Origin of the sequence: Alcanivorax sp. IL3 (assembly GCF_047495465.1) — a bacterium.
GTDB classification, from domain to species: domain Bacteria; phylum Pseudomonadota; class Gammaproteobacteria; order Pseudomonadales; family Alcanivoracaceae; genus Alcanivorax; species Alcanivorax jadensis.
Window position 1 is genome coordinate 1,498,138 of record NZ_CP179931.1, and the last position, 22,075, is coordinate 1,520,212.

20 protein-coding genes are annotated in these 22,075 nt (G+C 59.5%); 14 read left to right on the forward strand and 6 right to left on the reverse strand.

What is annotated here, in order from left to right; all coding sequences use genetic code 11:
- Positions 1–69: 69 nt before the first annotated feature.
- Together ACMG4M_RS07045 and ACMG4M_RS07050 are read right to left on the reverse strand one after the other, a co-directional pair.
- Entirely contained in the window at positions 70–753 is a 684-nt protein-coding gene (locus ACMG4M_RS07045; RefSeq protein ID WP_414431025.1) for a gamma-glutamyl-gamma-aminobutyrate hydrolase family protein, read from the reverse strand.
- Positions 732–1,706, reverse strand: a complete 975-nt coding sequence (locus tag ACMG4M_RS07050) for an amidoligase family protein (RefSeq protein WP_414431026.1) — start codon at positions 1,704–1,706, stop codon at positions 732–734. The genes ACMG4M_RS07045 and ACMG4M_RS07050 overlap by 22 nt, the downstream gene beginning before the upstream one ends.
- A 743-nt stretch (positions 1,707–2,449) precedes the next feature.
- Here ACMG4M_RS07050 and ACMG4M_RS07055 point away from each other — a divergent pair.
- Positions 2,450–2,716 carry a type II toxin-antitoxin system ParD family antitoxin gene (locus ACMG4M_RS07055; protein WP_414431027.1) on the forward strand — a complete coding sequence of 89 codons (267 nt, stop codon included), beginning with the start codon at positions 2,450–2,452 and terminating at the stop codon, positions 2,714–2,716.
- Complete coding sequence (locus tag ACMG4M_RS07060; RefSeq protein ID WP_414431028.1) at positions 2,706–2,990, forward strand: type II toxin-antitoxin system RelE/ParE family toxin; 285 nt, start codon at positions 2,706–2,708, stop codon at positions 2,988–2,990. Before ACMG4M_RS07055 ends, ACMG4M_RS07060 begins: the two co-directional genes overlap by 11 nt.
- Positions 2,991–3,126: 136 nt before the next feature.
- On the opposite strand, the gene fadA is transcribed toward ACMG4M_RS07060, so the two are convergent.
- Together fadA and fadB are read right to left on the reverse strand one after the other, a co-directional pair.
- The gene (gene fadA, locus ACMG4M_RS07065; protein WP_035247589.1) at positions 3,127–4,302 is read right to left on the reverse strand and encodes an acetyl-CoA C-acyltransferase FadA; all 1,176 of its coding nucleotides are present in this window, start codon (positions 4,300–4,302) and stop codon (positions 3,127–3,129) included.
- Between the two features lie 26 nt (positions 4,303–4,328).
- The gene (gene fadB, locus ACMG4M_RS07070; RefSeq protein WP_272963139.1) at positions 4,329–6,476 is read right to left on the reverse strand and encodes a fatty acid oxidation complex subunit alpha FadB; all 2,148 of its coding nucleotides are present in this window, start codon (positions 6,474–6,476) and stop codon (positions 4,329–4,331) included.
- Positions 6,477–6,968: 492 nt separating this feature from the next.
- Between fadB and recJ the strand changes: the two genes are divergently transcribed.
- The 8 genes from recJ (at position 6,969) to ACMG4M_RS07110 (ending at position 16,944) form a co-directional block, all read left to right on the forward strand.
- Positions 6,969–8,693, forward strand: a complete 1,725-nt coding sequence (recJ, locus tag ACMG4M_RS07075; RefSeq protein WP_414431029.1) for a single-stranded-DNA-specific exonuclease RecJ — start codon at positions 6,969–6,971, stop codon at positions 8,691–8,693.
- Between the two features lie 338 nt (positions 8,694–9,031).
- Positions 9,032–9,316, forward strand: a complete 285-nt coding sequence (locus tag ACMG4M_RS07080) for a hypothetical protein (protein ID WP_035247581.1) — start codon at positions 9,032–9,034, stop codon at positions 9,314–9,316.
- Positions 9,317–9,729: 413 nt separating this feature from the next.
- Positions 9,730–10,846 (forward strand): peptide chain release factor 2 gene (gene prfB, locus ACMG4M_RS07085; protein ID WP_156964877.1). Its coding sequence is split into 2 segments (ribosomal slippage): positions 9,730–9,801 and positions 9,803–10,846, totalling 1,116 coding nucleotides; the frame shifts between segments, so codons are not numbered across the junction.
- A 97-nt stretch (positions 10,847–10,943) separates the two neighbouring features.
- Positions 10,944–12,443 carry a lysine--tRNA ligase gene (gene lysS / locus ACMG4M_RS07090; protein WP_414431030.1) on the forward strand — a complete coding sequence of 500 codons (1,500 nt, stop codon included), beginning with the start codon at positions 10,944–10,946 and terminating at the stop codon, positions 12,441–12,443.
- Positions 12,444–12,558: 115 nt separating this feature from the next.
- Positions 12,559–13,227, forward strand: a complete 669-nt coding sequence (locus ACMG4M_RS07095; protein ID WP_052042732.1) for a TetR/AcrR family transcriptional regulator — start codon at positions 12,559–12,561, stop codon at positions 13,225–13,227.
- Positions 13,220–13,912 (forward strand): uracil-DNA glycosylase, encoded by a 693-nt coding sequence (gene ung / locus ACMG4M_RS07100; RefSeq protein WP_035247573.1) that lies wholly within the window; start codon positions 13,220–13,222, stop codon positions 13,910–13,912. The genes ACMG4M_RS07095 and ung overlap by 8 nt, the downstream gene beginning before the upstream one ends.
- A 167-nt stretch (positions 13,913–14,079) precedes the next feature.
- Entirely contained in the window at positions 14,080–15,192 is a 1,113-nt protein-coding gene (locus ACMG4M_RS07105) for an enoyl-CoA hydratase/isomerase family protein (RefSeq protein ID WP_232222060.1), read from the forward strand.
- Between the two features lie 258 nt (positions 15,193–15,450).
- Complete coding sequence (locus ACMG4M_RS07110) at positions 15,451–16,944, forward strand: cytochrome-c peroxidase (RefSeq protein WP_414431031.1); 1,494 nt, start codon at positions 15,451–15,453, stop codon at positions 16,942–16,944.
- Positions 16,945–17,214: 270 nt separating this feature from the next.
- Here ACMG4M_RS07110 and ACMG4M_RS07115 read toward each other — a convergent pair whose 3' ends face one another.
- Positions 17,215–18,153 (reverse strand): YgfZ/GcvT domain-containing protein, encoded by a 939-nt coding sequence (locus ACMG4M_RS07115; protein WP_035247569.1) that lies wholly within the window; start codon positions 18,151–18,153, stop codon positions 17,215–17,217.
- Between the two features lie 224 nt (positions 18,154–18,377).
- Between ACMG4M_RS07115 and ACMG4M_RS07120 the strand changes: the two genes are divergently transcribed.
- Positions 18,378–18,638 carry a succinate dehydrogenase assembly factor 2 gene (locus ACMG4M_RS07120; protein ID WP_035247568.1) on the forward strand — a complete coding sequence of 87 codons (261 nt, stop codon included), beginning with the start codon at positions 18,378–18,380 and terminating at the stop codon, positions 18,636–18,638.
- Entirely contained in the window at positions 18,604–18,999 is a 396-nt protein-coding gene (locus ACMG4M_RS07125) for a hypothetical protein (RefSeq protein WP_232222059.1), read from the forward strand. The genes ACMG4M_RS07120 and ACMG4M_RS07125 overlap by 35 nt, the downstream gene beginning before the upstream one ends.
- A gap of 154 nt (positions 19,000–19,153) precedes the next feature.
- On the opposite strand, the gene nadB is transcribed toward ACMG4M_RS07125, so the two are convergent.
- Positions 19,154–20,749: an L-aspartate oxidase gene (nadB, locus tag ACMG4M_RS07130; protein ID WP_035247561.1), complete on the reverse strand. Its 1,596-nt coding sequence runs from the start codon at positions 20,747–20,749 to the stop codon at positions 19,154–19,156.
- A 169-nt stretch (positions 20,750–20,918) separates the two neighbouring features.
- Between nadB and rpoE the strand changes: the two genes are divergently transcribed.
- Both rpoE and ACMG4M_RS07140 read left to right on the forward strand, forming a co-directional pair.
- On the forward strand, positions 20,919–21,503 hold the full coding sequence (rpoE, locus tag ACMG4M_RS07135) for an RNA polymerase sigma factor RpoE (protein ID WP_035247559.1): 585 nt from the start codon (positions 20,919–20,921) through the stop codon (positions 21,501–21,503).
- Positions 21,504–21,507: 4 nt separating this feature from the next.
- Positions 21,508–22,074 carry a sigma-E factor negative regulatory protein gene (locus ACMG4M_RS07140; protein WP_035247556.1) on the forward strand — a complete coding sequence of 189 codons (567 nt, stop codon included), beginning with the start codon at positions 21,508–21,510 and terminating at the stop codon, positions 22,072–22,074.
- The last annotated feature ends 1 nt before the right edge of the window (position 22,075 follow it).

Here is a 22,075-nt window from a genome sequence, read left to right on the forward strand (position 1 = left end):
CTGCCCCGTGCGTCAATCCACTACGAACGCGAGTGTCACCCAGCCCATTGTTCACTCTGTATGTCCCTATCAGGGCTGGGGTAATCGGTCCCGTGCATTGTCCACTAACCAATGGAAGATCCTGAATTGTGACCGCAGGTAGATCATATATTCAGGGTGCCACTGAACGCCGAGGACGGGGATATTGTCGGTGGGCTCAATGGCCTGGGTGATCTTGTCCAGATCCCAGCCGGTGCGGCGCAGGGGCTCGGCCGGGCGCTTTATGGCCTGATGGTGCAGGCTGTTGACGCGGAGCTTGGTCTTGCCGGTGATGTGGGCGAGTCGGGAATCGTGTTCAAGCCAGACTTGTTTGGTCGGCAGCAGCCCGGGGCGGTTGTAGGTCAGACGGCGAATATGGCGGATGTCATTGTGAAGGGTGCCGCCGAGGACGGTGTTGATGAGTTGCGCCCCGCGGCATATGCCAATCATGGGGATATCGTGTTTCAGTGCGTGCCGAATCCATTCGATTTCCAGTGTGTCTCGTTCTGGATCGAGCTTGACCCTGGCATCGACTTCACCGCCGTAATGCTCCGGGCTGATATCGTTACCGCCACCGATCACCAGGGCATCCGGTGGCGCCCCCTGCCACGGGTGATGAACCGAAATGCGTTGGGGAACAGCACCACACAAGCGTAATGCCAGCGCCGTGCACCACCAGGCCGGTGCCCAGCGGCGGTGGTTGCCGGTAACCCCTATGTGTGGTCGTCCAGCCATCGAGATATCCTTTTTACCCAGGCGCCACGATCCACACCAATCAGCGGCCTGTCCGCCGCCAGGAATTCGTTGCCCAGCTGCTGGAGCGAGGCGTCGTCGTTGGCGAGTTGTTCAACCCGGCACCAGCGTATCCAAGAGGACGCGAGGCTCCATTGCGGGTCGTCAATCTGGCAATTGGGCAATCGGTAATGAAAGGTCGGCCGTGATTTGATCTTCGCGTCATCGACAGTGGCGCGAACACGGTCAGCATCGATTTCGGCAAACAGGGGCAGCATGTCCAGCGCGCGGTTGCGGCTGGGGTTATGCTCAAGATAATCGTCGATCAGGGTATTGATATCTGGCGCTTCTCGCGTCAGCAGGACCTTAATATATGACTCCTCGAACAAGTCGATGTAAGGGCTGATCCGTCGTGCCAGGTTGACATCGTTGGCCTCCACCTGCCACCACTGCAGCAGCACGAACGCGCGCAGGTAACGGTGAATGGTGGGCGCATCCAGTGCCGGAATTTCCGTATTGATATGCACGCCGTAGGCCGCAATCAATGATTCTTCAGTACCGTTTGCGCCGGCCTCGCGCAGCGCCTCGACCAGATCGTCAAGTATATGCAGTGATGTTACGGGCAGTGGCGGGCACACCACTTCGACGGGTACCAGGAGCTCTGCCGCCTTTGACAACGGATGCAGCAGCTCATCCACGGCCTTGCCCGCGTTGGCCGCCATGGTCTTGAGAAAATCCCAGTCGAGCTCGACATTGAAATCACCGTGATCGGTTTGCACACACACTTCCGCGGCGGTTTCGTCTGTCACCTTTCCGTTGAGGGCATCGCACACCACGCGGGCGGTATCGCGGAATGCAATACCGGAGAACTCAAGCTCGAAGCCCACAGTGCGGACTTTACCTGCGGTATTTTTGAGTGCATTCAGTGATTCCAACCGGGAACTGTAAGCATCCATTAATGAGCAACCTCGCTGCTTGTCCAGGGTGACCTTCCCTGGAGTTGGACCCACTGACTTGATGAGTTTTGACAACATTACGCTGCCTGCGTAGCGAACAGCAACCACGGACCACGAACAACAGGATGCCCACAACTTGGCAAATCCTACCGGGAAACCGCTTATGGCATTGAGGTTGTGAGGAACTTGCACAACCGAATGCTGCCTTCGAGACCTTTCTGGATTCGTCCTCAGCAGGAAAGTAACAAGCCCCATCAGTTTTTAGATGTCGGTGAATTTATGGGTGCCCTTGCCTTCAGATCCTTGAAGCGTTGCTGGAGATGATGTGGTGGTTTTTCCTTCTCGGCCCTGAGCGATGTACAACCGAACAACAGGGCTGGCAGATTTCCTACAGATCTGATCGGTGTTGGCCGGTGGTTGGCTGTCCGTAACAGCCGTATTTTGGGGGCATGGATCAGCAAGGAGGTCACCATGCCCCGACCCCGTTATCAGCAGGTCTCACCGGACAGTACACTTTTACTACCGCTGCGTTTGCCGTTGCTTGCGCAGGGCGTTTCTGTTCGCTTACGCGGTGATGCCCTGAAGCACCAAGTCGGCGCTGGATCGGGCTGCAAGCCGCGTGTGTGCTGGGTGGGAGATTCTGGATTTATGGCCGCGTTTGTAGACAGACGAGCGGCGTTTTCCTCTACGTGTGCGGATTTTATACTACTAGGTAGTATGGAGTCGCCTGCGTGAGGTGTTGTATGGCTATGGTGAAGAAGAGCATTACGGTGACAGATCAGCAGGATAGCTGGATCAAGGCCCAGATCGAGACCGGGCACTACGGTAATGAGAGTGAAGTGGTGCGTGAACTCATACGTGAGCGTCAGTTGCGGGAGCAGGAAGGCGCAAAAGAAGTGGAGTTGATCCGCGCTAAATTGCGGCAGGCGGAACGGAGCGGCTTCACGGATCAGAGCCCTGCGGACCTGCTGAAGGAGATCCAGGACGGATTGGGAAGGGATGACGTATAGGCTCAGTCATGAAGCAAAAAGGGATGTGGCTCGAATTTACTGGCGTGGGGTTGAGGCATTCGGTGAAGAGCAGGCGGTTCGATATTTTGAGGCTCTGATTCAGCGTTTTGAAAGCATTGCACAAGCGCCTTATCTCTATCCAGCGGTTGAGCACATCCAGGTCGGTTATCGGCGCAGTGTCTGCGGCGTGGACAGCATTTACTACCGGCAGACTGGAGATACTGTAGAGGTCATGCGGGTGCTAGGCCGCCAGGATATTAACGGCAATGTATAAAGCCCCCATAAAGAAAAACCCCGGCGGGTAGCCGGGGTTTTTTGTTCCCAATCCCGCCCTTGTGGGGCAGGGCCGGAAATTGGCTCCGGGCCTGAACACCGGAGCGCGTCCGGCGTCAGGCTTCGGGCATCAGGCGTTATACACGCTCGATCACGGTCGCAATACCCTGACCCAGGCCGATGCACATGGTGGCCAGGCCGAGCTTGCCGCCTTTCCATTCCAGTACGTTCAGCAGGGTGCCGGTGATACGCGCACCGGAGCAGCCCAGCGGGTGACCCAGGGCGATGGCGCCGCCGTTCAGGTTCACTTTCTGGTCGGCTACGTCCAGCAGCTTCAGGTCCTTCATGACGGGCAGGGACTGGGCGGCGAACGCTTCGTTCAGCTCCACGTAGTCGATGTCGTCGATGGTCAGGCCTGCACGAGCCAGGGCCTTCTGGGTGGCCGGTACGGGACCGTAACCCATGATGGCGGCATCGCAGCCGGCCACGGCCATGGAGACGATCCTGGCGCGGGGCTTGAGGCCCATTTCTTCAGCCTTGGCGGCGCTCATGACCAGCATGGCGGAAGCACCGTCGGACAGGGCAGAGGAGGTACCGGCAGTGACGGTACCGTTGGCCGGGTCGAATACCGGGCGCAGTTTCTGCATGTCTTCCAGGGTGGCACCGGGGCGGATCACTTCGTCGATCTCACACAGGACCTTGTTGCCTTCCTGATCGTGACCTTCGATGGGAACGATCTCGTTCTTCCAGCGACCTTCCTGAGTGGCTTCCCAGGCCAGACGGTGGGAACGCACACCGAATTCGTCCTGTTTCTCACGGCTGATGCCGTGCATCTTGCCCAGCATTTCCGCTGTCAGGCCCATCATGTTGGAGGCCTTGGCGGCCACTTTGGACATTTCCGGGTTCAGGTCGATGCCGTGATCCATGGCCACGTGGCCCATGTGTTCCACACCACCGATGACGAACACGTCGCCGTTACCGGTCTGGATGGCCTGGGCGGCGGAATGCAGGGCCTGCATGGAAGAACCACACAGACGGTTCACGGTCTGGGCAGCGCTGGTGCGCGGCAGGCCGGCCAGCATGGAGATGTTACGGGCGATGTTCATGCCCTGTTCTTTGGTCTGGTTTACGCAGCCCCAGATCACATCTTCGGTCTGCTGGATGTCCCAGTTGGGGTTACGCTCCATGAGCGCTTCCACCAGCAGGGCAGACAGTTTTTCGGCACGCACATTACGGAACTGGCCATTACGGCTCTTGCCCATGGGGGTACGGACCGCATCGACGATGACTACGTCATTAGGATTCAAACTCATTTCTCTAACTCCTTTCAGTCCGTGGCTTAGGCGAAGAAAGACTCGCCTTTGGCGGCCATGTCTTTGAGCATCTGCGGTGCTTCGTAGATGCCACCCAGGTGCGCGTACTTGTCACACAGCGCGACGAATTCTTTCACGCCGAGGCTGTCGATGTAGCGCAGCGGACCACCACGGAAGGGAGGGAAGCCGATGCCGTAGATCATGGCCATGTCGGCCTCGGCAGCGGAACCTACGATGTTGTCTTCCAGGCAGCGAACGGTTTCGGTGCACATGGGGATCATCATGCGGGCGATGATTTCCTCGGCATCGAATTCCTGGGTGTCGGCGACGTGGGGCTTGATCAGTTCGTAGGTCTTTTCGTCGACCACTTTCTGAGTCTTGCCTTTCTTGTCTTGCTCGTACTTGTAGAAACCAACGCCGTTCTTCTGGCCATAACGCTCGTTTTCGAACATCACGGTGGAGACGTCTTTGAAGTCGTACTGCATACGCTCGGGGAAGCCGTCTGCCATGACCTGGGCGGCGTGAACACCGGTGTCGATGCCGACCACGTCCATCAGGTAGGCGGGGCCCATGGGCCAGCCGAACTTCTGCATCACTTTATCCACGGCCTGGAAATCGGCACCGTCGCGCATCAGCATGCCGAAGCCGCCGAAGTAGGGGAACAGTACGCGGTTAACCAGGAAGCCGGGGCAGTCGTTGACCACGATGGGGGTTTTGCCCATTTTCTGGGCGTAGGCCACCAGGGTGCCGACGGTTTCGTCGGAGGTCTTCTCGCCACGGATCACTTCTACCAGCGGCATCATGTGTACCGGATTGAAAAAGTGCATGCCGGCAAAGTTTTCCGGCTTCTTCAGGGCTTCGGCCAGCTTGGTGATGGAGATGGTGGAGGTGTTGGACGCCAGGATAGTGCCGTCTTCCACTTTCTCTTCGGTCTCGGCCAGAACGGACTGCTTGATCTTCTGGTTCTCGACCACCGCTTCCACGATCACGCCAACGTTACCGAAGTCGCCGTAGTTCAGGGTGGGGCGGATGTTGGACAGTACTTTGCCCATGCCGGCCGCATCCAGTTTGCCTTTGCTGACGCGCTTGGCGAGCAGCTTGGAGGCTTCGTTCATGCCCAGGTCCAGCGCCTTGTCGGCGATGTCCTTCATGATGATGGGGGTGCCTTTCAGGGCGGACTGGAAGGCGATACCGCCACCCATGATGCCGGCGCCCAGTACGGCGGCCTGCTCAAAGCCTTTGGAGGCCTTGGCGGTTTTGCCGTTGACCTTCTTCACCTGCTGGTCTGCCAGGAACAGGCCGACCATGGCGGTGGCTTGCGGGGTCTTGGCGACTTTGGCGAAGCCTTTGGCTTCCACTTCCAGAGCCTGGTCGCGGTTCATGCCGGCGTGAGCCTGCATGGTTTTAACCGCAGCGACGGGAGCGGGGTAGTTCTTGCCAGCCTGACCCTGGACCATGGCCATGCAGGTCTGGAAGGCCATCATGTTTTCCATGGGCGGCAGCTTCAGCGGCTCGAGCTTTTCCTGACGCTTGGCGCGGAAGTCGATCTTGCCGGCCAGGCACTGCTTGACCAGGTCGATGGCAGCATCGTTGACTTTGTCGTGGGCAACCACGGCATCGGCAACACCCACTTTCAGGGCCTTGGCAGCTTTGTGCTGACCGCCAGCGGCGATCCACTCAACGGCGTTGTCCACACCGATGACACGGGGCAGACGCACGGTGCCGCCGAAGCCCGGGTACAGGCCCAGCTTCACTTCCGGCAGTCCCACCTGGGCTTTTTCGCTCAGTACACGGAAGTCTGCAGCCAGGCACATTTCCAGGCCGCCACCCAGGGCGATGCCGTTAACGGCAACCACTTTGGGGATGTCCAGATCTTCAAAGGCATTGAAGACCTGGTTGGATTTCAGACACCAGCCGGCGATTTCGTCTTCCGGCAGTTTGAACATGTCTGTGAATTCGGTGATGTCGGCGCCAACGATGAAAACCGACTTGCCGGAGGTCACGACCAGGCCCTTGATGTCGCTGTTGCCTTTAATGGCATCGACGGCCTTACCGAGATCTTCCACGGTTTCCTGATTGAACTTGTTAACGGACTCGCCCTGAAGGTCAAACTTCAGTTCGGCGATGCCGTCGTCAAGCAGTTGTACGCTTACGGCGTTGCCTTGATAGATCATAGCTTCTGCTCTCCAGTCCCAAAGTACGCGGCTAACTAGGCCGCTTTGGTATTGCCCCGGTCCCCGAAAATGGGGGAGGCGGCGCTACTTATATAAGCCACTAGCATTTTCATGTGAGTGTTTGCTTACATAAACAACGAAACTTGTAGGCCCGCAAGTATAGGGAAGGTGAATGACTTTTTTAGCCCCAATTTGTGACTAATTGGTCGTGGGCTCGGTGGATGGGTGGCGGTTGGTGAAAATTTCAACACTTGCTCCTTGTGATGGTGCTGTTCCGGGTGCGGCGTGGCAGACTTGCCGGTCTGTTTTCTGTAGGAGCGCCGCTTGAGGCGCGAAGCTCTCTGGCTGGGCCATCGCGAGCAGGTTCGCGGCTCGAGCGCCGCTCCTACGGCGGGATGAGAATGGTGCTGGAATCCGGCCCTATTCTCCCCGTGTGGGAGAGGGCTGTCTTTCCTTCTCAATTATCAATTCTCCACTATCCATTGGTCATTCATGCCCGTAGACAAACTCAGCCTGCCCGCCATTACCCGCCGCCCGCGGCATACACCGGATTGGCCGGATGTGCCGCCATTGCTGGCGCGAATTCTGGCCGGGCGGGGCGTGGACGACCCGGCGCAGCTGAATCTGGCGCTCAAGCGCTTACCCCATCCATCGTCCTTCACAGGATTGCGTGGGGCCGTGGAGCTGCTGTTACAAGGGCGATCCGACCACTGGCGTATCTGTATTGTCGGCGACTACGACGCGGACGGGGCCACGGCCACCACCCTGATGGTGCGTGGGCTGGAGCTGCTGGGCTTTCCGCGCCCGGATTTCCTGGTGCCGGATCGCTTCGAGTATGGCTATGGCCTGTCGCCGGCCATCGTCGAGCTGGCCCAGCAGCAGTACCAGCCGGACCTGATCATTACCGTGGATAACGGCATCGCCAGTGTGGATGGTGTAGTTGCCGCCCGCGCCCGGGGTATCAAGGTGCTGATCACCGATCACCACCTGCCCGGTGACACCCTGCCCGAGGCCGATGCCCTTGTGAACCCGCGCCTGCCGGGCTGCGAGGATTTCCCTGCCGCCAATCTGGCCGGTGTCGGTGTCGCCTTCTATTTATTGATGGACCTGCAACGAGCCCTGCGCGAGCAGGGCTTCACGCCCACGGCGCCGATCACCGACCTGCTGGACCTGGTGGCCCTCGGCACGGTGGCGGACGTGGTGTCCCTGGACGATGCCAACCGGGTGCTGGTGGAGCAGGGCCTGCGTCGCATCCGCGCCGGCAAGGGCTGCCCGGGCATCCGCGCGCTGTTGCAGGTGGCTGGTCGCGACCCCAACCGGGCACTGGCGGCGGACATGGGCTTTGCGGTGGGCCCGCGCCTGAACGCGGCGGGGCGCCTGTCGGACATGACCCACGGCATTGCCTGCCTGCTGGCGGAGACCGATGCCGAAGCCCTGGAGATGGCCCAGGAGCTGGACACCATCAACCGCGAGCGCCGCTCCATCGAACACGGCATGCGCGATGCGGCCATGATCGAGGTGTCGCGGCTGAACCCGGAGAATCTGCCGGCGGGGCTGTGCCTGTATGGCAAGGAATGGCACGAAGGGGTGGTGGGCATTCTCGCCTCACGGGTAAAGGAAGCCATCCACCGCCCGGTGATCGCCTTCGCCCCGGCCCAACAGCCCGGCACCCTGAAAGGCTCCGGTCGCTCGATCCCCGGTCTGCATCTGCGTGATGCCCTGAATGCCGTGGCCACCGCCAACCCGGGGCTGCTGAGCAAGTTCGGCGGCCACGCCATGGCGGCGGGGCTGTCCCTGGAGCGGGACAAGCTGGACCAGTTCAAGGTGGCCTTCGAGAAGGCGGTCAGCGAGCTGTTGTCGCCCAAGGCACTGGAGAAGGTGGTGGAGACCGATGGCGAGCTGGATGACCACGAGCTGTCCCTGGCCAACGCGGAACTGCTCAGCCACCGCTTCCCCTGGGGGCAGGGCTTTCCGGCGCCGAGCTTCGACGGCGAATTCGAGGTGCTCAAGCACCGCATCGTCGGCGAGCGCCACCTGAAGCTGACCCTGGGCCTGCCCGGCGTCAGCGGCATCATCGATGCCATCCATTTCAATGTGCCGGTGGAGGCCCTGCCCAAGCGCATCAGCCGGGTGCGTGGCGTTTACCGCCTGGAAGTGAACGAATTCCGCGGCCAGCGTAACCCGCAGCTGCTGTTCGAGCATTTGATTACGCTGTAACGCTGCCAACCGCCACCGTAGCTATCCGGTCTACCCTGATTATCCCAGTCATCGTTGGAGCCTTGCTCGCAAGGCGAACACGTCGGAGGCTCGCCTGGGCTCGCTTTTCGCCTTGCGAGCAAGGCTCCAACGGGTGGGGTTTGATCTGGCGCACCCTGCCTCCTCGTAAAATTGTCGACAATGCTGTCGGCGGCCCCGGTTTTTGCTAGCATTGCGCCTCGCGCTCACTATCGGGCGCCTGTTTTACCAGGGTGCGGCCCAAAAGGCCGTGCCGGCATTGACTGCGCGGGGGGGCTATCGTCCACCGTCGTGTTGTGTCCTTAACGGAGGGGACTCGAATGAAGACCATACACAAGCACCGCCTGAAGGTGGTCAACGAGGTGCAGGAGCTGCGCCTGCCCGAAGAAGGCAAGGTACTGCGGGTGGATTACATCCCCCAGGAAGCGGTGATTTTCATGTGGGTGGAAGTGGACGCGGACACCGTGATCGACACCCCCAAAGAAGTGCGCACCTTCAAGGTGTTCACCACCGGTTCCGGCATTCCCAACAATGCCCGCTATATCGGTACCACCATCGATAACATGAAGGGCGAGGCTCACCACGTCTACGAGTTGAGAGACTGAGGTAGGAGCGATCCGTTACATCTACGAAGCCGCTGTAGGAACGGAGCGTAGCGGAGTAACGCACGCATTTCCGTGCGGCCCGAAGGGTGAGCGAAGCGAATAACTCCTCTTGAGGGACGAATCCGAGCCCTGGCGAGGAGACAGCCGATGCGGGCGTCACCTGATCATTCTGGAGGCCCGGGTTGCTCTGCTACTCCGAACCGAATCTGGGGTAGGCGCTGCGGATGATTTCCACGCTGACGCGTGGTTCGTCCCTCGAGAGGAACTCCTACAGCGGCTTCGTTATAACCGTGCGGGCCGCGCTCCTGCGGCGAAGGCGGAGGTGCCGCCCCTCGTCAGCTAACCCGCAAACCGTTAGACTGCGCTGTTTTCCGCGTATCAATTCTGCCAAGTACTGATTCTAGAGAGACGTAATGGAAGTCAATCCGCTGCGAACCCATCTTTCCGACCTGTCTGAGCGCGTCGAAGCGCTTAGGGGGTATCTTTGACTACGATCAGAAGAGTGAACGTCTGACCGAAGTCGAGCGCGAGCTTGAAAATCCGGATGTCTGGAGCGACCCGGACTATGCCCGGGGCCTGGGCAAGGAACGCGCCCAGCTGGAGCTGGTCGTCAAGACCATCGACGACGCTTCCCAGGGGGTAGAAGACACCTCCGGCCTGCTGGAGCTGGTGGTGGAAGAGGGCGACGAAGACAGCCTGCCGGAAGTGGAAAGCGAGCTGGAGCGGCTGGAGAAGATGGTGGCGGATCTGGAATTCCGCCGCATGTTCTCCGGGCAGATGGACGCCTGCAACGCGTACCTGGATATCCAGGCCGGGTCCGGTGGCACCGAGGCCCAAGATTGGGGCGAGATGCTGCTGCGTATGTACCTTCGCTGGGGCGAGGCCCACGGTTTCAAGACCGAGCTGGTGGAAGCCTCCGCCGGCGATGTGGCCGGCATCAAGTCTGCCACCATCCGTTTCGAAGGTGAGTACGCCTACGGCTGGCTACGTACCGAAACCGGCGTGCACCGGCTGGTGCGCAAGAGCCCGTTCGATTCCGGCGGCCGCCGCCATACCTCGTTCAGCTCGGTGTTCGTGTCCCCGGAAGTGGACGACGATATCGATGTGAATATCGACGTGGGCAGCATGCGGGTGGATACCTACCGGGCCTCCGGTGCCGGTGGCCAGCACGTTAACAGGACCGATTCCGCGGTGCGCCTGACTTATGATTACACCGACGAGGGCGGCGAGAAGCACACCCTGGTGACCCAGTGCCAGAGCGGGCGAAGCCAGCACCAGAACAAGGACCAGGCCCTGAAGATGATGCAGGCCAAGGTCTATGAAGTGGAAATGCAGCGCCGCAACGCGGAAAAGCAGGTCCAGGAAAGCAACAAGTCGGATATTGGCTGGGGCAGCCAGATCCGCTCCTATGTACTGGATGATGGCCGCATCAAGGATCTGCGCACCGGCGTAGAGAGCCACAATACCCAGCAGGTACTGGACGGCGCGCTGGATCAGTTTATCGAAGCGTCCCTGAAAGCAGGATTGTAATTCCGGGAAGCGGGGCCCCAGAGGGTCCCCGCTGTATTAACACAAGCAGCATCAGCCTTGCCAGCAGGCAGGCGAGAGACCGAATTAAGGTAACCCGATGGCCGACGAGCAACAGACACAGACTGATTCCCAGGAAGCGTCTCAGGACGAAAATCGCCTGATCGCCGAGCGCCGCGCCAAACTGGCCGACCTGCGTGAGGCGGGCAATGCCTTCCCCAATCACTTCCGTCGTGATTTCCTGGCCGCCGACCTGCAGGCGCAGTATGGCGAGTTCAGCAAGGAAGAGCTGGCTGAGAAGAACATTCAGGTCGCTGTTGCCGGCCGCATGATGCTTGATCGCAAGGCTTTCAAGGTGCTGCAGGACATGTCCGGGCGCATTCAGATTTATGCCTCCAAGGACGTGCAGAAAGACACCAAACACTGGGATCTGGGCGATATCGTTGGTGTGAAAGGCATCCTGTGCAAATCGGGCAAGGGTGACCTGTACGTGATGATGGATGAATACCTGCTGCTCACCAAGGCACTGCGTCCGCTGCCGGAAAAGCACAAGGGCCTCACCGATACCGAAGCTCGCTACCGTCAGCGCTACGTGGATCTGATCGTTAACGAAGAGACCCGCAAGGCCTTCCAGATCCGCTCGAAGATGGTGGCGGGTATCCGCAACTTCCTGGTGGAAAAGGATTTCGTGGAAGCGGAAACCCCCATGTTGCAGGTGATTCCCGGCGGCGCCACCGCGCGCCCCTTCATTACTCACCACAACAGCCTGGATATGGACATGTACCTGCGCATCGCGCCGGAACTGTATCTCAAGCGCCTGGTGGTAGGCGGTTTCGAGAAGGTGTTCGAAATCAACCGCAACTTCCGTAATGAAGGGCTATCCACCCGTCATAATCCGGAATTCACCATGCTTGAGTTCTACCAGGCCTATGGTGATTACCACGACCTGATGAACCTGACCGAGGAAATGCTGCGCAAGCTGGCCCAGGACGTGCTGGGTACCACCCAGGTAAGTTATCAGGGTGATGTGTACGATTTTGGTAAACCCTTTACCCGGATAACGGTTTTCGATTCGATTTTGCATTTTAATCCGGATATCGACCCGGCGAAGCTGGCGGACCTGGACGGGGCCCGCGCTATCGCCGAGGGACTGGGGATTCCGCTGAAGGATGGTTACGGCCTGGGTAAGGTGCAAATCGAGATCTTCGAGAAGACGGTGGAGCACCGTCTGAAAGATCCGACCTTCATCACCGAGTACCCCACGGAAGTGTCGCCGCTGGCCCGTCGTATGGACGATAATCCGTTCGTCACCGAGCGTTTTGAGTTCTTCGTGGGTGGCCGCGAGATCGCCAACGGCTTCTCGGAGCTGAACGATGCGGAAGACCAGGCTGAGCGTTTCCGTCAGCAGGTAGCGGAAAAGGATGCCGGCGATGATGAAGCCATGTTCTACGACGAGGATTACGTGACCGCGTTGGAACATGGCCTGCCGCCGACAGCCGGTGAGGGCATTGGCATCGACCGGCTGGTAATGTTGTTTACGGATTCACCGTCCATTCGGGACGTGATCTTGTTCCCGCATATGCGTCCCCAGGGACGTTAAGGCTGATTTGGGGCACGGTTTGTGCCCCGGCTTGCGGGTAACAAGGTGGGAGAGCGACACAACACATCCCCTCAGGGGGAGTACCGGGCTGAATCAACAAAGGCTGACTGTGTCCATGAGTAGTGCAATTCAATACCAGGGAAGAAAAGCGCGCCGCGCCGGCAGTGAACAGCGTCGTCAGGCCATTCTCGAAGCCGCGCTGAATATTATTGTCAAAGAGGGTATCCGCGCAGTGCGTCACCGGGCCGTGGCCCGTGAGGCGGATGTGCCTTTGTCGGCAACCACCTACTACTTCAAAGATATCTCCGACCTGATCGCCGATACCTTCACCCTGTTCGCCGAACGAGCGCTCAAGGATGTGATCGAGCCGTTCAAGGAGCGGGCCTTTGCCCTGTTGTCGCAATTTTCCCGTGACAGTCTCGCCGATGCCGAAGAACGTCAGCGCCTGATCGATATGATGGGCAAGATGATGGCGGCCTTTATCGTTGAAGAGCTGAACACCCGCCGTGGCCATCTGGTGGCGGAGCAGGCGTTCATGCAGGAAGCGATCATGGACAGCCGCCTGCGTGAGTTGGCGGATCTGTACCTGCATCAGCAGCTGGAAAGCCTGATGATCGCCACGGAACTGTTTGGCAGCAGCAATCCCCGCCTGGATGCAGAGCTGATTCTGATGGCGATGATGTCCATCGAGCAGCGTTTGCTGGTGCACCCGGAAAAAATCTCCGAGGAGTTCGTGGAGGCTCGTATGTGTAACCTGCTGGACAAGTTGTTGCCCCGTGGCTGACAGCAGCGCCCAGAACGTACAGCTGGAGCCGGGCTGGAAGCAGCACCTGGCCGGGGAGTTCGAGCAGGACTATATGGCCCGGTTGCGGGCTTTCCTGGCCGCTGAAAAGCAGGCCGGGAAAACCGTGTTTCCGCCCGGCCCGGATATCTTCAACGCCTTCAACCTGACGCCCTTCGACAAGGTAAAGGTGGTGATCCTGGGCCAGGACCCTTACCACGGCCCGGATCAGGCTCACGGCCTGTGCTTTTCCGTGCAGCGTGGTGTGAAAACCCCGCCGTCGCTGGTCAATATCTACAAGGAAATTCATCGGGACCTGGGTATCGAGATACCGACCCATGGCAATCTGACTCACTGGGCGGAGCAGGGCGTGCTACTGCTCAATGCGGTGCTTACGGTGGAAGCCGGCCAGGCCGCCTCTCACCAGAAGCAGGGCTGGGAGCAGTTCACCGACCAGGCCATCGAGCACCTGAACCGGGAAAGGGAAGGGCTGGTGTTTCTGCTCTGGGGTAGTCATGCCCAGAAGAAAGGCAAGCTGATCGACCGCGACAAGCACTGCGTGCTCACCGCCCCACACCCGTCGCCGTTATCCGCCCACCGGGGCTTCCTTGGTTGCGGGCACTTCTCCCGCGCGAATCAGTACCTGTTGCAACAGGGCAAGACGGCCATCGACTGGACAATCAGTTAATAGTGAACAGTTAACAGTGAATAGCTCGCGGGAGGTTCTGTTGTTTCTCGGCCCAAGAGGCCGCGCCCAGAATGTTGGCGCGGCCTCTTGGCTATGAACATCAGCGACGCTAGCCCGCGCGCTGTTAACTGTTCACTATTAACTATTCACTGCTTTATGGAGTTGTTGTGTCTGACTGCGTGTTGTTTTCCGAAATCGAGACCCGCTGCGGCCGTGTGATCGCCCGGGCCACCCTGAATGCCCCCAAAGCCCTCAATGCCCTGAGCCTGGACATGATTCAGGTCCTGAGCAAGCAGATGGACGAATGGGAGCAGCGTGACGATGTGGTGGCGATCTGGCTGGAAGGGGCTGGTGGCAAGGCGTTCTGTGCCGGGGGCGATATCGTACAGATGCACAAGTCCATGGTGAAACATGCGGGGCAGGGCAGAAACCCATTCACCGAGCAGTATTTCGCCGAGGAATATGCCCTGGATTATCGTATCCACACCAGCCGGATTCCGGTGGTGGTGTTTGGTGATGGCATTGTCATGGGCGGCGGCATGGGGCTGCTGCAGGGCGCGGATTTCCGTCTGGTAACTCCGCGTTCACGCATGGCCATGCCGGAAATCACCATCGGCCTGTTTCCGGATGTGGGCGGCAGCTGGTTCCTGAATCGTTTGCCGGGTCGCGTGGGGCTGTTTCTGGGCCTGACCGGTGTGCACATCAATGGCCGTGAGGCTGTGGAAATCGGCATGGCCGACCGGATGGTGGATGGCGATGCGGATAACCTGCTGGCGGCACTGGCGGAGCAGGACTTTGCCGATGACGCCACCGACAACCGGGCCGTGCTCTATCGCCTGTTCAAACAACAGGCCGCGGACATGAGCGAGCTGAATCAACCGTTGATCGACCACCTGCCGCAGATCAATCGCCTGTGCGATGGCGAGAGTCTGCCAGTGGTGGTGGAGCAGCTGCTCAGCGCCAAGGATCGTGATGCCTGGCTGGACAAGGCGCTGGGTAACCTGGAACGCGGCTGCCCGCAAACCGCACACCTGGTCTGGGAGCAGCTGGCCCGCTCCACCTATTTGTCCCTGGCCGATATTTTCCGCATGGAATGGTGCCTGGCGGTGCAGTGCTCCCTGCACGGTGACTTCCGTGAAGGGGTGCGCGCCCTGCTGATCGACAAGGATGGCAGCCCCGGCTTCCGCCATCGCAGCGTCAACGATGTGCCGAGAGAATACATTGATGGTTTTTTCGAGTGCCCGGCACCGAAGCACCCGTTGGAGGCAATTGATAGTTGATAATGGGTAATTGATAACGACGCGATCCGGGTTTTCATGGTTCGTACAGCAAAGAGGCCGCGTCCGGTGTTTGGGCGCGGCTTCTTGCGTTTGTGGCTACTGCTACGACCGAGCTGCGGGCTATTCACTGCTCACTAATAACTAGACCCCTTCGACCTCATTGCTGTGAATTTTTATAAATGCCTTGTTTATTGTGTGGGTTTGGTAAAAAATCAGCCCGCAAACAATATGCAATAAATCACACTTTTGGGGAAAGGGATGATACAGAGTCCATGGAAGGTCAGTGGGGTACTGGCGTGTCTGTTGCTGCTTGGTGGTTGTGGTGGTGACAGTAATGACAAAGCGCGTTTCCAGCCAACGCTGGATGAGCGAGTGGCCGCAGTAGCACAGCAGCAGGGAATCAGTGGCGACCCGAGTGTGGGCCGGAGCCTACCGGATATTGCGTCGCCCAAGGCGCAGCTGGGCATGCAGCTTTTCTTTAGCAAGGGCCTGGGGGGAGATCTGGATTCCGCTTGTGTTTCCTGTCACCACCCCATGCTGGGTGGCGGTGATGATCTTTCCCTGTCAATTGGCGTGGAAGCAGTTCAGCCGGACTTATTGGGGCCAGGGCGCCTGCATTTAAGCACCGGAACGCATTTTGATGGCGGGCCCACTGTGCCACGTAATGCGCCTTCCACGTTCAATATCGTTTTCTACGATGAAGTGCTGTTTCACGACGGCCGGGTAGAGAGCCTGGACAAGACTGCCGGCCTGAATGGCGCCGGTGGAGACATCCGCACGCCAGACAGCGCCTTTGGAGTGGCGGACCCGGATGCAGGAGCCAACCTCTCCATAGCCCAGGCTCGTTTCCCGGTAACATCCCCGGAGGAAATGCGCGGTTTCAGCTTTGAGGCTGGCAATAATAATGCCGCGTTGCGTACCCACCTTGAGCAGCGGTTGCGTGGCAGCGATGTTGAGCTCGCGCTAGTAACCAATCAATGGCTGGATGCGTTCCGTCAGGGGTTTGAGCAACCGGCAGCGGATGCAAATACCCTGATCACCTATGACAATGTCGCCGAGGCGCTCGCCAGCTACCAGAACTCTCAGGTGCTGATCGACTCACCCTGGAAAGCTTACCGGGAAGGGGATCTACAGGCGATCAGCGATCAGGCCAAGCGTGGCGCCTTGTTGTTTTATAACAGCAAGGAGCAAGGCGGCGCGGGCTGTGCGGGTTGCCACAGTGGTGATTTCCTGACCGACGAACAGTTCCATGTGGTGGGAATGCCCCAGGTGGGCCGCGGCAAGGGTGATGGTCCGGATGGCAGTGAAGACTTTGGTCGTTTCCGGGAAACCGGTGATGCCGACGACAAATACGCTTTCCGCACGCCACACCTCCTCAACGTGACCGAAACCGGTCCCTGGGGGCATGCTGGTGGTTATACCTCGCTGGAAGCCGTGGTGCGCCATCACCTGAATCCGCAGCAGGCCATCGACAACTTTGATTTCAGCCAGCTGGACCCTGCCGTGCAGGTGAGCAACATGACAGCCAATACCCAGAAGGCACTGGACCAGTTGGCCAGCCTGCGACTGGCGGGCAAGTCACAGCTGCCGGAAGCGGTGTTGAGTGATGAGCAGGTGGATCAGTTGCTGGCGTTCCTGGAGACACTCACCGATCCGTGTGTGAAAGATCGGGATTGCATGGCCAAATGGATTCCGGACAACACCATCTCCGACCCGGATGGATTGCGGCTGCAGGCTCAGTCCACTCTTTAACAAGGCAGAGTGTCGCTTGCGGCGCAATGTGTTGTGGTCAATGCTGCAATCGCGCCGCCAGCGACGCTCCTACGGAAAGGGAAGGGCTGCGCCGATCCAGGTTTCCGTAGGGTGCAGTTCGCCTTAGGCTCAGTGCATCCTACTTGACCGGTTTTCCCTGCTTTACAACGCAAGAGGCCGCGCCCAATGCCTGGGCGCGGCCTCTTGCGTTTACAGCCATAGAAAAGCCGGCTCGCGCCAGCTATCCATTATTAACTATTAATTGAAGTCTCACTCTTTCCAGGGCAACGAATAAGGCAGCGCCCCAAGCTGACTGTCCAGCGCCAGCTCTTCCCGGAACAGCACGCCATCGGTATCTTTTCGCAGCACCACCAGAGCGGCGCCGCCCTGTGAGGTGCGGGCGGCGCTGACTACTTCGCCGGCGGCTTTGCCGTTGCTGTCGCGCAGGGTTTCGCCCGGTGTCAGGTCCACATCGGCACTGTAGTTGATTCGCTGCATGCGCTGCTTGAGCTTGCCCTTGAAGTGCATGCGGGCGACGACTTCCTGGCCGGTGTAGCAGCCTTTCTTGAAGTTCACCCCGGCGGTGACGTCGTAGTTGAGCACCTGGGGCAGGAACAGGTCTTGCGCACCGGGGTAGACCATGCCTTCGCCAGCGTCGATGTCGGCGAGCTGCCAGCCGTTGGCGCCCGTGGTGGCCCGATCAGCGGCCAGGGTCTGCCAGACCTGCTCGGCGTTGTCCTGCTTGACGAGCAGCAAGGCATGATCGGTAAAGGGATAGCGCAACCACAGGCCTTGATCGGTCTCGGCGCTGTTGCCGTGATCGGGGGCACCGGCGGGTAAATTGCCAGCCAGACCCAGCACCACGAGTTCCTGGTCCACGCTGAATTCCACCTTGGCGCGCAGCCGGTATTTCATCAATGCCTTGATCACCGCTTCGCTCAGCTCCGCAGGGCACAGCAGCAGGTAGTCGTCGCCATCGCGGACGATACGTGCACTGACCAGGCCGCGGCCTTTGAGAGTCAAGTGCATGCCGTTGCGGTGGCCCTGTTGATCGACTTCGCGCAGATCGCAGGACACCTGGCCCTGCAGATAATGGCCGGCCTCTTCGCCATGGGCGCGGATCACGGCCAGGTGGTCGCAATGACTGAGGTAGGGAGTCTCGGCACTGATGGCCAAGGCCTGGGCGGCAATGAAATCGGACCAGCTCATGGGGCTCCTGTTATTGCTCGGTGTGCTTGCGATAGAAACGAAAAATCATCGGACATGGTACCTGAATCCAGGTCCGCAGCGTGGCTCTATGAAGCAGGAATTTGCGGTCACTGGCAATTTTTTTGGGGTCGGGGTTTGCTGCTGGAGTCAGTAGGGCAGGTGTTGGATAATGCGCATACGGCGCGGAACGTGGTGCCGCAATTTCTGATCAGGATAATGCAGTAATGAGTCATGATGACCTGAAACGTCAATATCGTTGGCAGTGCCGCCGTGGGGCCTCGGAGGCGGAGGTGGTGCTGTTCGCCTATCTGGACGATCACTTCGATAATGAATCGCCGGAACATCAGGCCTGGTTCCCGAAACTGCTCGCCTGTGAAGATGCTGACATGTTCGAGTGGTTTACTCGCCGCAGTGAGCCACAGGACCCGGCCTTGCGCGAGTATGTACGGCATGTCCTTGCTCTGGTCTCCGCGAAAAAAGGTTGAGCTGAACCCCTCTCGCTATCCCGCCAGAATTCGCTGGCTGGCGATGGCGGCGGTGGCCCCGGCGATTTTGCTGGCGCAAATCCCTTGGTGGACGTCGGCATTGATGCTGCTGGCGTTGCCGCTGTTGGTCCGGAGATGGCAGCCTGTCCAGCTTGCCCAGATGGAACTTCACGAACAACGCCTTACCCTCATCGGCCGCCACTGGCAGGAACTGGAAAGCCCCCGCCGGGTATTGCGCGCTGGCCCCTGGATGGCCATCCAGACCCCCAAAGGCTGGCTGCACCTGTTCGACGATCAGGCCCCTCGGGAGCAATTACAGCCGTTTTATCAGTGGCTGTGGACCAACAGGAAACATAGTTGACAGTTGATAGTGGGCAGTTGACAGCGGCGCGATACGGAATGGGTGGAATTTGAAACGCAAGAGGCCGCGTCCACCGTTTGGGCGCGGCCTCTTGCGTTCTGAAACAGGAAATCTCAATCGCGGGTTTTAGCTGTCAACTGTCCACTATCAAATGTCAACTGATTGGCGGTGTCAGCACCGTATCCACCGCCTCGTCATTCACTCCCGGGAAGTCACGCATGAAATGCAGCCCCCGGCTTTCCTTGCGTTGCATGGCGGAGAGGATGATTAGTTCGGCGATGACGACCAGGTTGCGCAGTTCCAGCAGGTCGTTGCTGATGTGGTAGTTGCTGTAGTACTCGGCAATTTCACTTTTCAGCATGTCCACCCGGTGCTGGGCGCGCTGCAGGCGTTTTTCGGTGCGCACGATGCCCACGTAATCCCACATGAAGCGGCGTAGCTCGTCCCAGTTGTGGCTGATCACCACATCCTCATCGGAATCAGTGACCTGGGATTCGTCCCATTCCTTGTGCTCGCGTGGTTCCGGTACGCCGGCCAGGGTGGCGCCGATGTGTTCGGCGGAGGCCTTGCCGTAGACCATGCATTCCAGCAGGGAGTTGCTGGCCATGCGGTTGGCGCCGTGCAGGCCTGTGAAACTGGTTTCGCCGATGGCGTAGAGGCCGGGCAGGTCGGTCTGGCCGGTTTCGTTGATCATCACGCCGCCGCAGGTGTAGTGGGCGGCGGGTACCACCGGCATGGGGTCGCGGGTGATATCCAGGCCCAGTTGCAGGCACTTGGCGTAGACGGTGGGGAAATGCTCGATGATGAAATCAGCCGGCTTGTGGCTGATGTCCAGGTACAGGCAGTCGGCGCCCAGGCGTTTCATCTCATGGTCGATGGCGCGGGCCACCACGTCCCGGGGGGCCAGTTCGCCGCGCTCGTCAAAGCGATGCATGAAGCGCTCGCCGCTGGGCAGCAGCAGGTGGCCACCTTCGCCGCGAATGGCCTCGGTGACCAGGAAGCTCTTGGCCTTGGGGTGGTACAGGCAGGTGGGGTGGAACTGCATGAATTCCATGTTGGCCACCCGGCAGCCGGCACGCCAGGCCATGGCGATGCCGTCGCCGGTGGCCACGTCCGGGTTGGAGGTATAAAGGTACACCTTGGAGGCGCCGCCGGTGGCCAGCACCACGGCGCGGGCCAGGATGACATCGGTTTCGCCGGTATCGATATTGTGCACATAGGCGCCACAACAACGTTTTTCGCCGTTATGCTCCTGCAGGATCAGATCTACCGCCACCCGGTATTCGAAGCGGGTGACATTGGGGCGGTTGCGCACCTGGTCGATCAGGGTGCCGGAGATGGCCTTGCCGGTGGCATCGGCGGCGTGAATGATGCGCCGATGGCTGTGGCCGCCTTCGCGGGTCAGGTGATAGGGCAGGGATCCCTCGTTGTTGCCGGCCAGGCGGGTGAAGTCGACTCCCAGATCAATCAGCCAGCGGATCGCATCGGGGCCGTTTTCCACGGTGTAGCGCACCGCATCGTCATGGCACAGGCCGCCCCCGGCCACGTGCGTATCGGCCACATGGCTTTCCAGGGAATCCTCCTGATCGAGCACCGCGGCGACACCGCCCTGAGCGTAGTAGGTGCTGGCGCTGGTCAGCTCGCCTTTGGATAACAGGGCGATCCGGCAATCATCAGGGAGGCGCAGGGCGGTAGTTAATCCTGCGGCTCCGGAACCAATGATGAGTACATCGTGTCGGAAGGTGGCCATGAACAATCCTTAGAGCGCCTGAACAAATGTTCAAGCAATGTGAAAAGGGCGGTAAAGCGGCCCTATAGTATAGCCGCGACCCTCACACCTGCTACAATGGCCTGCTTTAATTGACTGAAATTTCAGTCATTGCCTTATATCCGCGTTTCGCGAAAGATCCGGGGGATCGGTGTCAGACGAAGAGTTGGTCAAAAAAGCCAAAACCGGCGATCAGCGTGCCTTTGAAGTGCTGGTGCGTAAATATCAGCAGCGTATTTTCGCCCTGATCAGCCGCTATGTGCGTGACTCGGATGAAGTGCAGGACGTGGCCCAGGAAGCCTTTCTTAAAGCCTGGCGTGCCTTGCCCCGTTTCCGGGGTGATAGTGCTTTTTACACTTGGCTTTATCGTATTGCCGTGAATACCGCCAAGAACCATTTGGTGGCCGCCGGTCGGCGGCCGCCCGGCTCTGACCTGGATGCCGCCGAGGCAGAGCAGTACGCCGGTGCAGAAATGCTGCACGAGATTGGAACCCCGGAGTCCCTCGTGTTGTCACAGGAACTGGAGGCAGTCATCCATCGAGCCATCGAAGAGCTGCCCCATGAACTGAAAACTGCCGTGACCCTGCGTGAATTCGAGGGTCTCAGCTATGAGGACATCGCGGCGGTAATGGAATGCCCGGTGGGAACTGTTCGTTCCCGCATCTTCCGGGCCCGGGAAGCAATTGATACAGCTGTGCGCCCGCTTTTGGGCTCCCAGCGTGGCGACAAAGGGTGAGTGTATGAGCAGGGACCTGGAAACACTGTCTGCTTTCCTTGATGGGGAAACCAGCGAGCTGGAAACCCGTCGGGTAATGCGTGATATCGACAATGCCGATCTGGATGCACTGTCTCGTTGGCAGCTTGCTCGGGATGTGATGCATAAACAGCCATCCACGAGTGTGCCGGCGGGCTTCAACGCCAGCCTGTCTGCGGCATTGGCTGCGGAACAGGCGCCGTCGCGACGTCCGGCCTGGCTGGGTAGCGTGAGCCGCCTGGCGGTGGCCGCGTCCGTGGCTGCGGCTACGGTGGTGGGCTGGCAGAGCTGGGAGGCAACCCAGTCTACCGGTGCTGCGCCGGTGATGGCGTCGGCCCAAGATAGTCGCATGAGCCGTCCGTTTGCGGAGGCGTCGCTGGTATCCCGGTCTTTTAATGGCACCACTCCAGTGGCGACACCGGCAGCTCAGGTCCAGCCCCGTGGCAATGACATGCTGCTGCGGCATAGCGAGTTTGCGGCCCGCAACAGTGGCCAGGGGATGATGCCTTTTGCTCGCCTGGTCAGCATGGACGCACGCAGTGGAGCCCGCTAAC

What these genes read in the sequence shown, in the direction of transcription:
- ACMG4M_RS07045 (WP_414431025.1), bottom strand. Translation starts at nt 753, where the DNA reads ATGGCTGGACGACCACACATAGGGGTTACCGGCAACCACCGCCGCTGG.
- ACMG4M_RS07110 (WP_414431031.1), top strand. Translation starts at nt 15,451, where the DNA reads ATGATACAGAGTCCATGGAAGGTCAGTGGGGTACTGGCGTGTCTGTTG.
- ACMG4M_RS07060 (WP_414431028.1), top strand. Translation starts at nt 2,706, where the DNA reads ATGACGTATAGGCTCAGTCATGAAGCAAAAAGGGATGTGGCTCGAATT.
- lysS (WP_414431030.1), top strand. Translation starts at nt 10,944, where the DNA reads ATGGCCGACGAGCAACAGACACAGACTGATTCCCAGGAAGCGTCTCAG.
- ACMG4M_RS07095 (WP_052042732.1), top strand. Translation starts at nt 12,559, where the DNA reads ATGAGTAGTGCAATTCAATACCAGGGAAGAAAAGCGCGCCGCGCCGGC.
- recJ (WP_414431029.1), top strand. Translation starts at nt 6,969, where the DNA reads ATGCCCGTAGACAAACTCAGCCTGCCCGCCATTACCCGCCGCCCGCGG.
- fadA (WP_035247589.1), bottom strand. Translation starts at nt 4,302, where the DNA reads ATGAGTTTGAATCCTAATGACGTAGTCATCGTCGATGCGGTCCGTACC.
- ACMG4M_RS07115 (WP_035247569.1), bottom strand. Translation starts at nt 18,153, where the DNA reads ATGAGCTGGTCCGATTTCATTGCCGCCCAGGCCTTGGCCATCAGTGCC.
- nadB (WP_035247561.1), bottom strand. Translation starts at nt 20,749, where the DNA reads ATGGCCACCTTCCGACACGATGTACTCATCATTGGTTCCGGAGCCGCA.
- fadB (WP_272963139.1), bottom strand. Translation starts at nt 6,476, where the DNA reads ATGATCTATCAAGGCAACGCCGTAAGCGTACAACTGCTTGACGACGGC.
- ACMG4M_RS07055 (WP_414431027.1), top strand. Translation starts at nt 2,450, where the DNA reads ATGGCTATGGTGAAGAAGAGCATTACGGTGACAGATCAGCAGGATAGC.
- ACMG4M_RS07125 (WP_232222059.1), top strand. Translation starts at nt 18,604, where the DNA reads ATGTCCTTGCTCTGGTCTCCGCGAAAAAAGGTTGAGCTGAACCCCTCT.
- ACMG4M_RS07120 (WP_035247568.1), top strand. Translation starts at nt 18,378, where the DNA reads ATGAGTCATGATGACCTGAAACGTCAATATCGTTGGCAGTGCCGCCGT.
- ACMG4M_RS07050 (WP_414431026.1), bottom strand. Translation starts at nt 1,706, where the DNA reads ATGGATGCTTACAGTTCCCGGTTGGAATCACTGAATGCACTCAAAAAT.
- ACMG4M_RS07140 (WP_035247556.1), top strand. Translation starts at nt 21,508, where the DNA reads ATGAGCAGGGACCTGGAAACACTGTCTGCTTTCCTTGATGGGGAAACC.
- ACMG4M_RS07080 (WP_035247581.1), top strand. Translation starts at nt 9,032, where the DNA reads ATGAAGACCATACACAAGCACCGCCTGAAGGTGGTCAACGAGGTGCAG.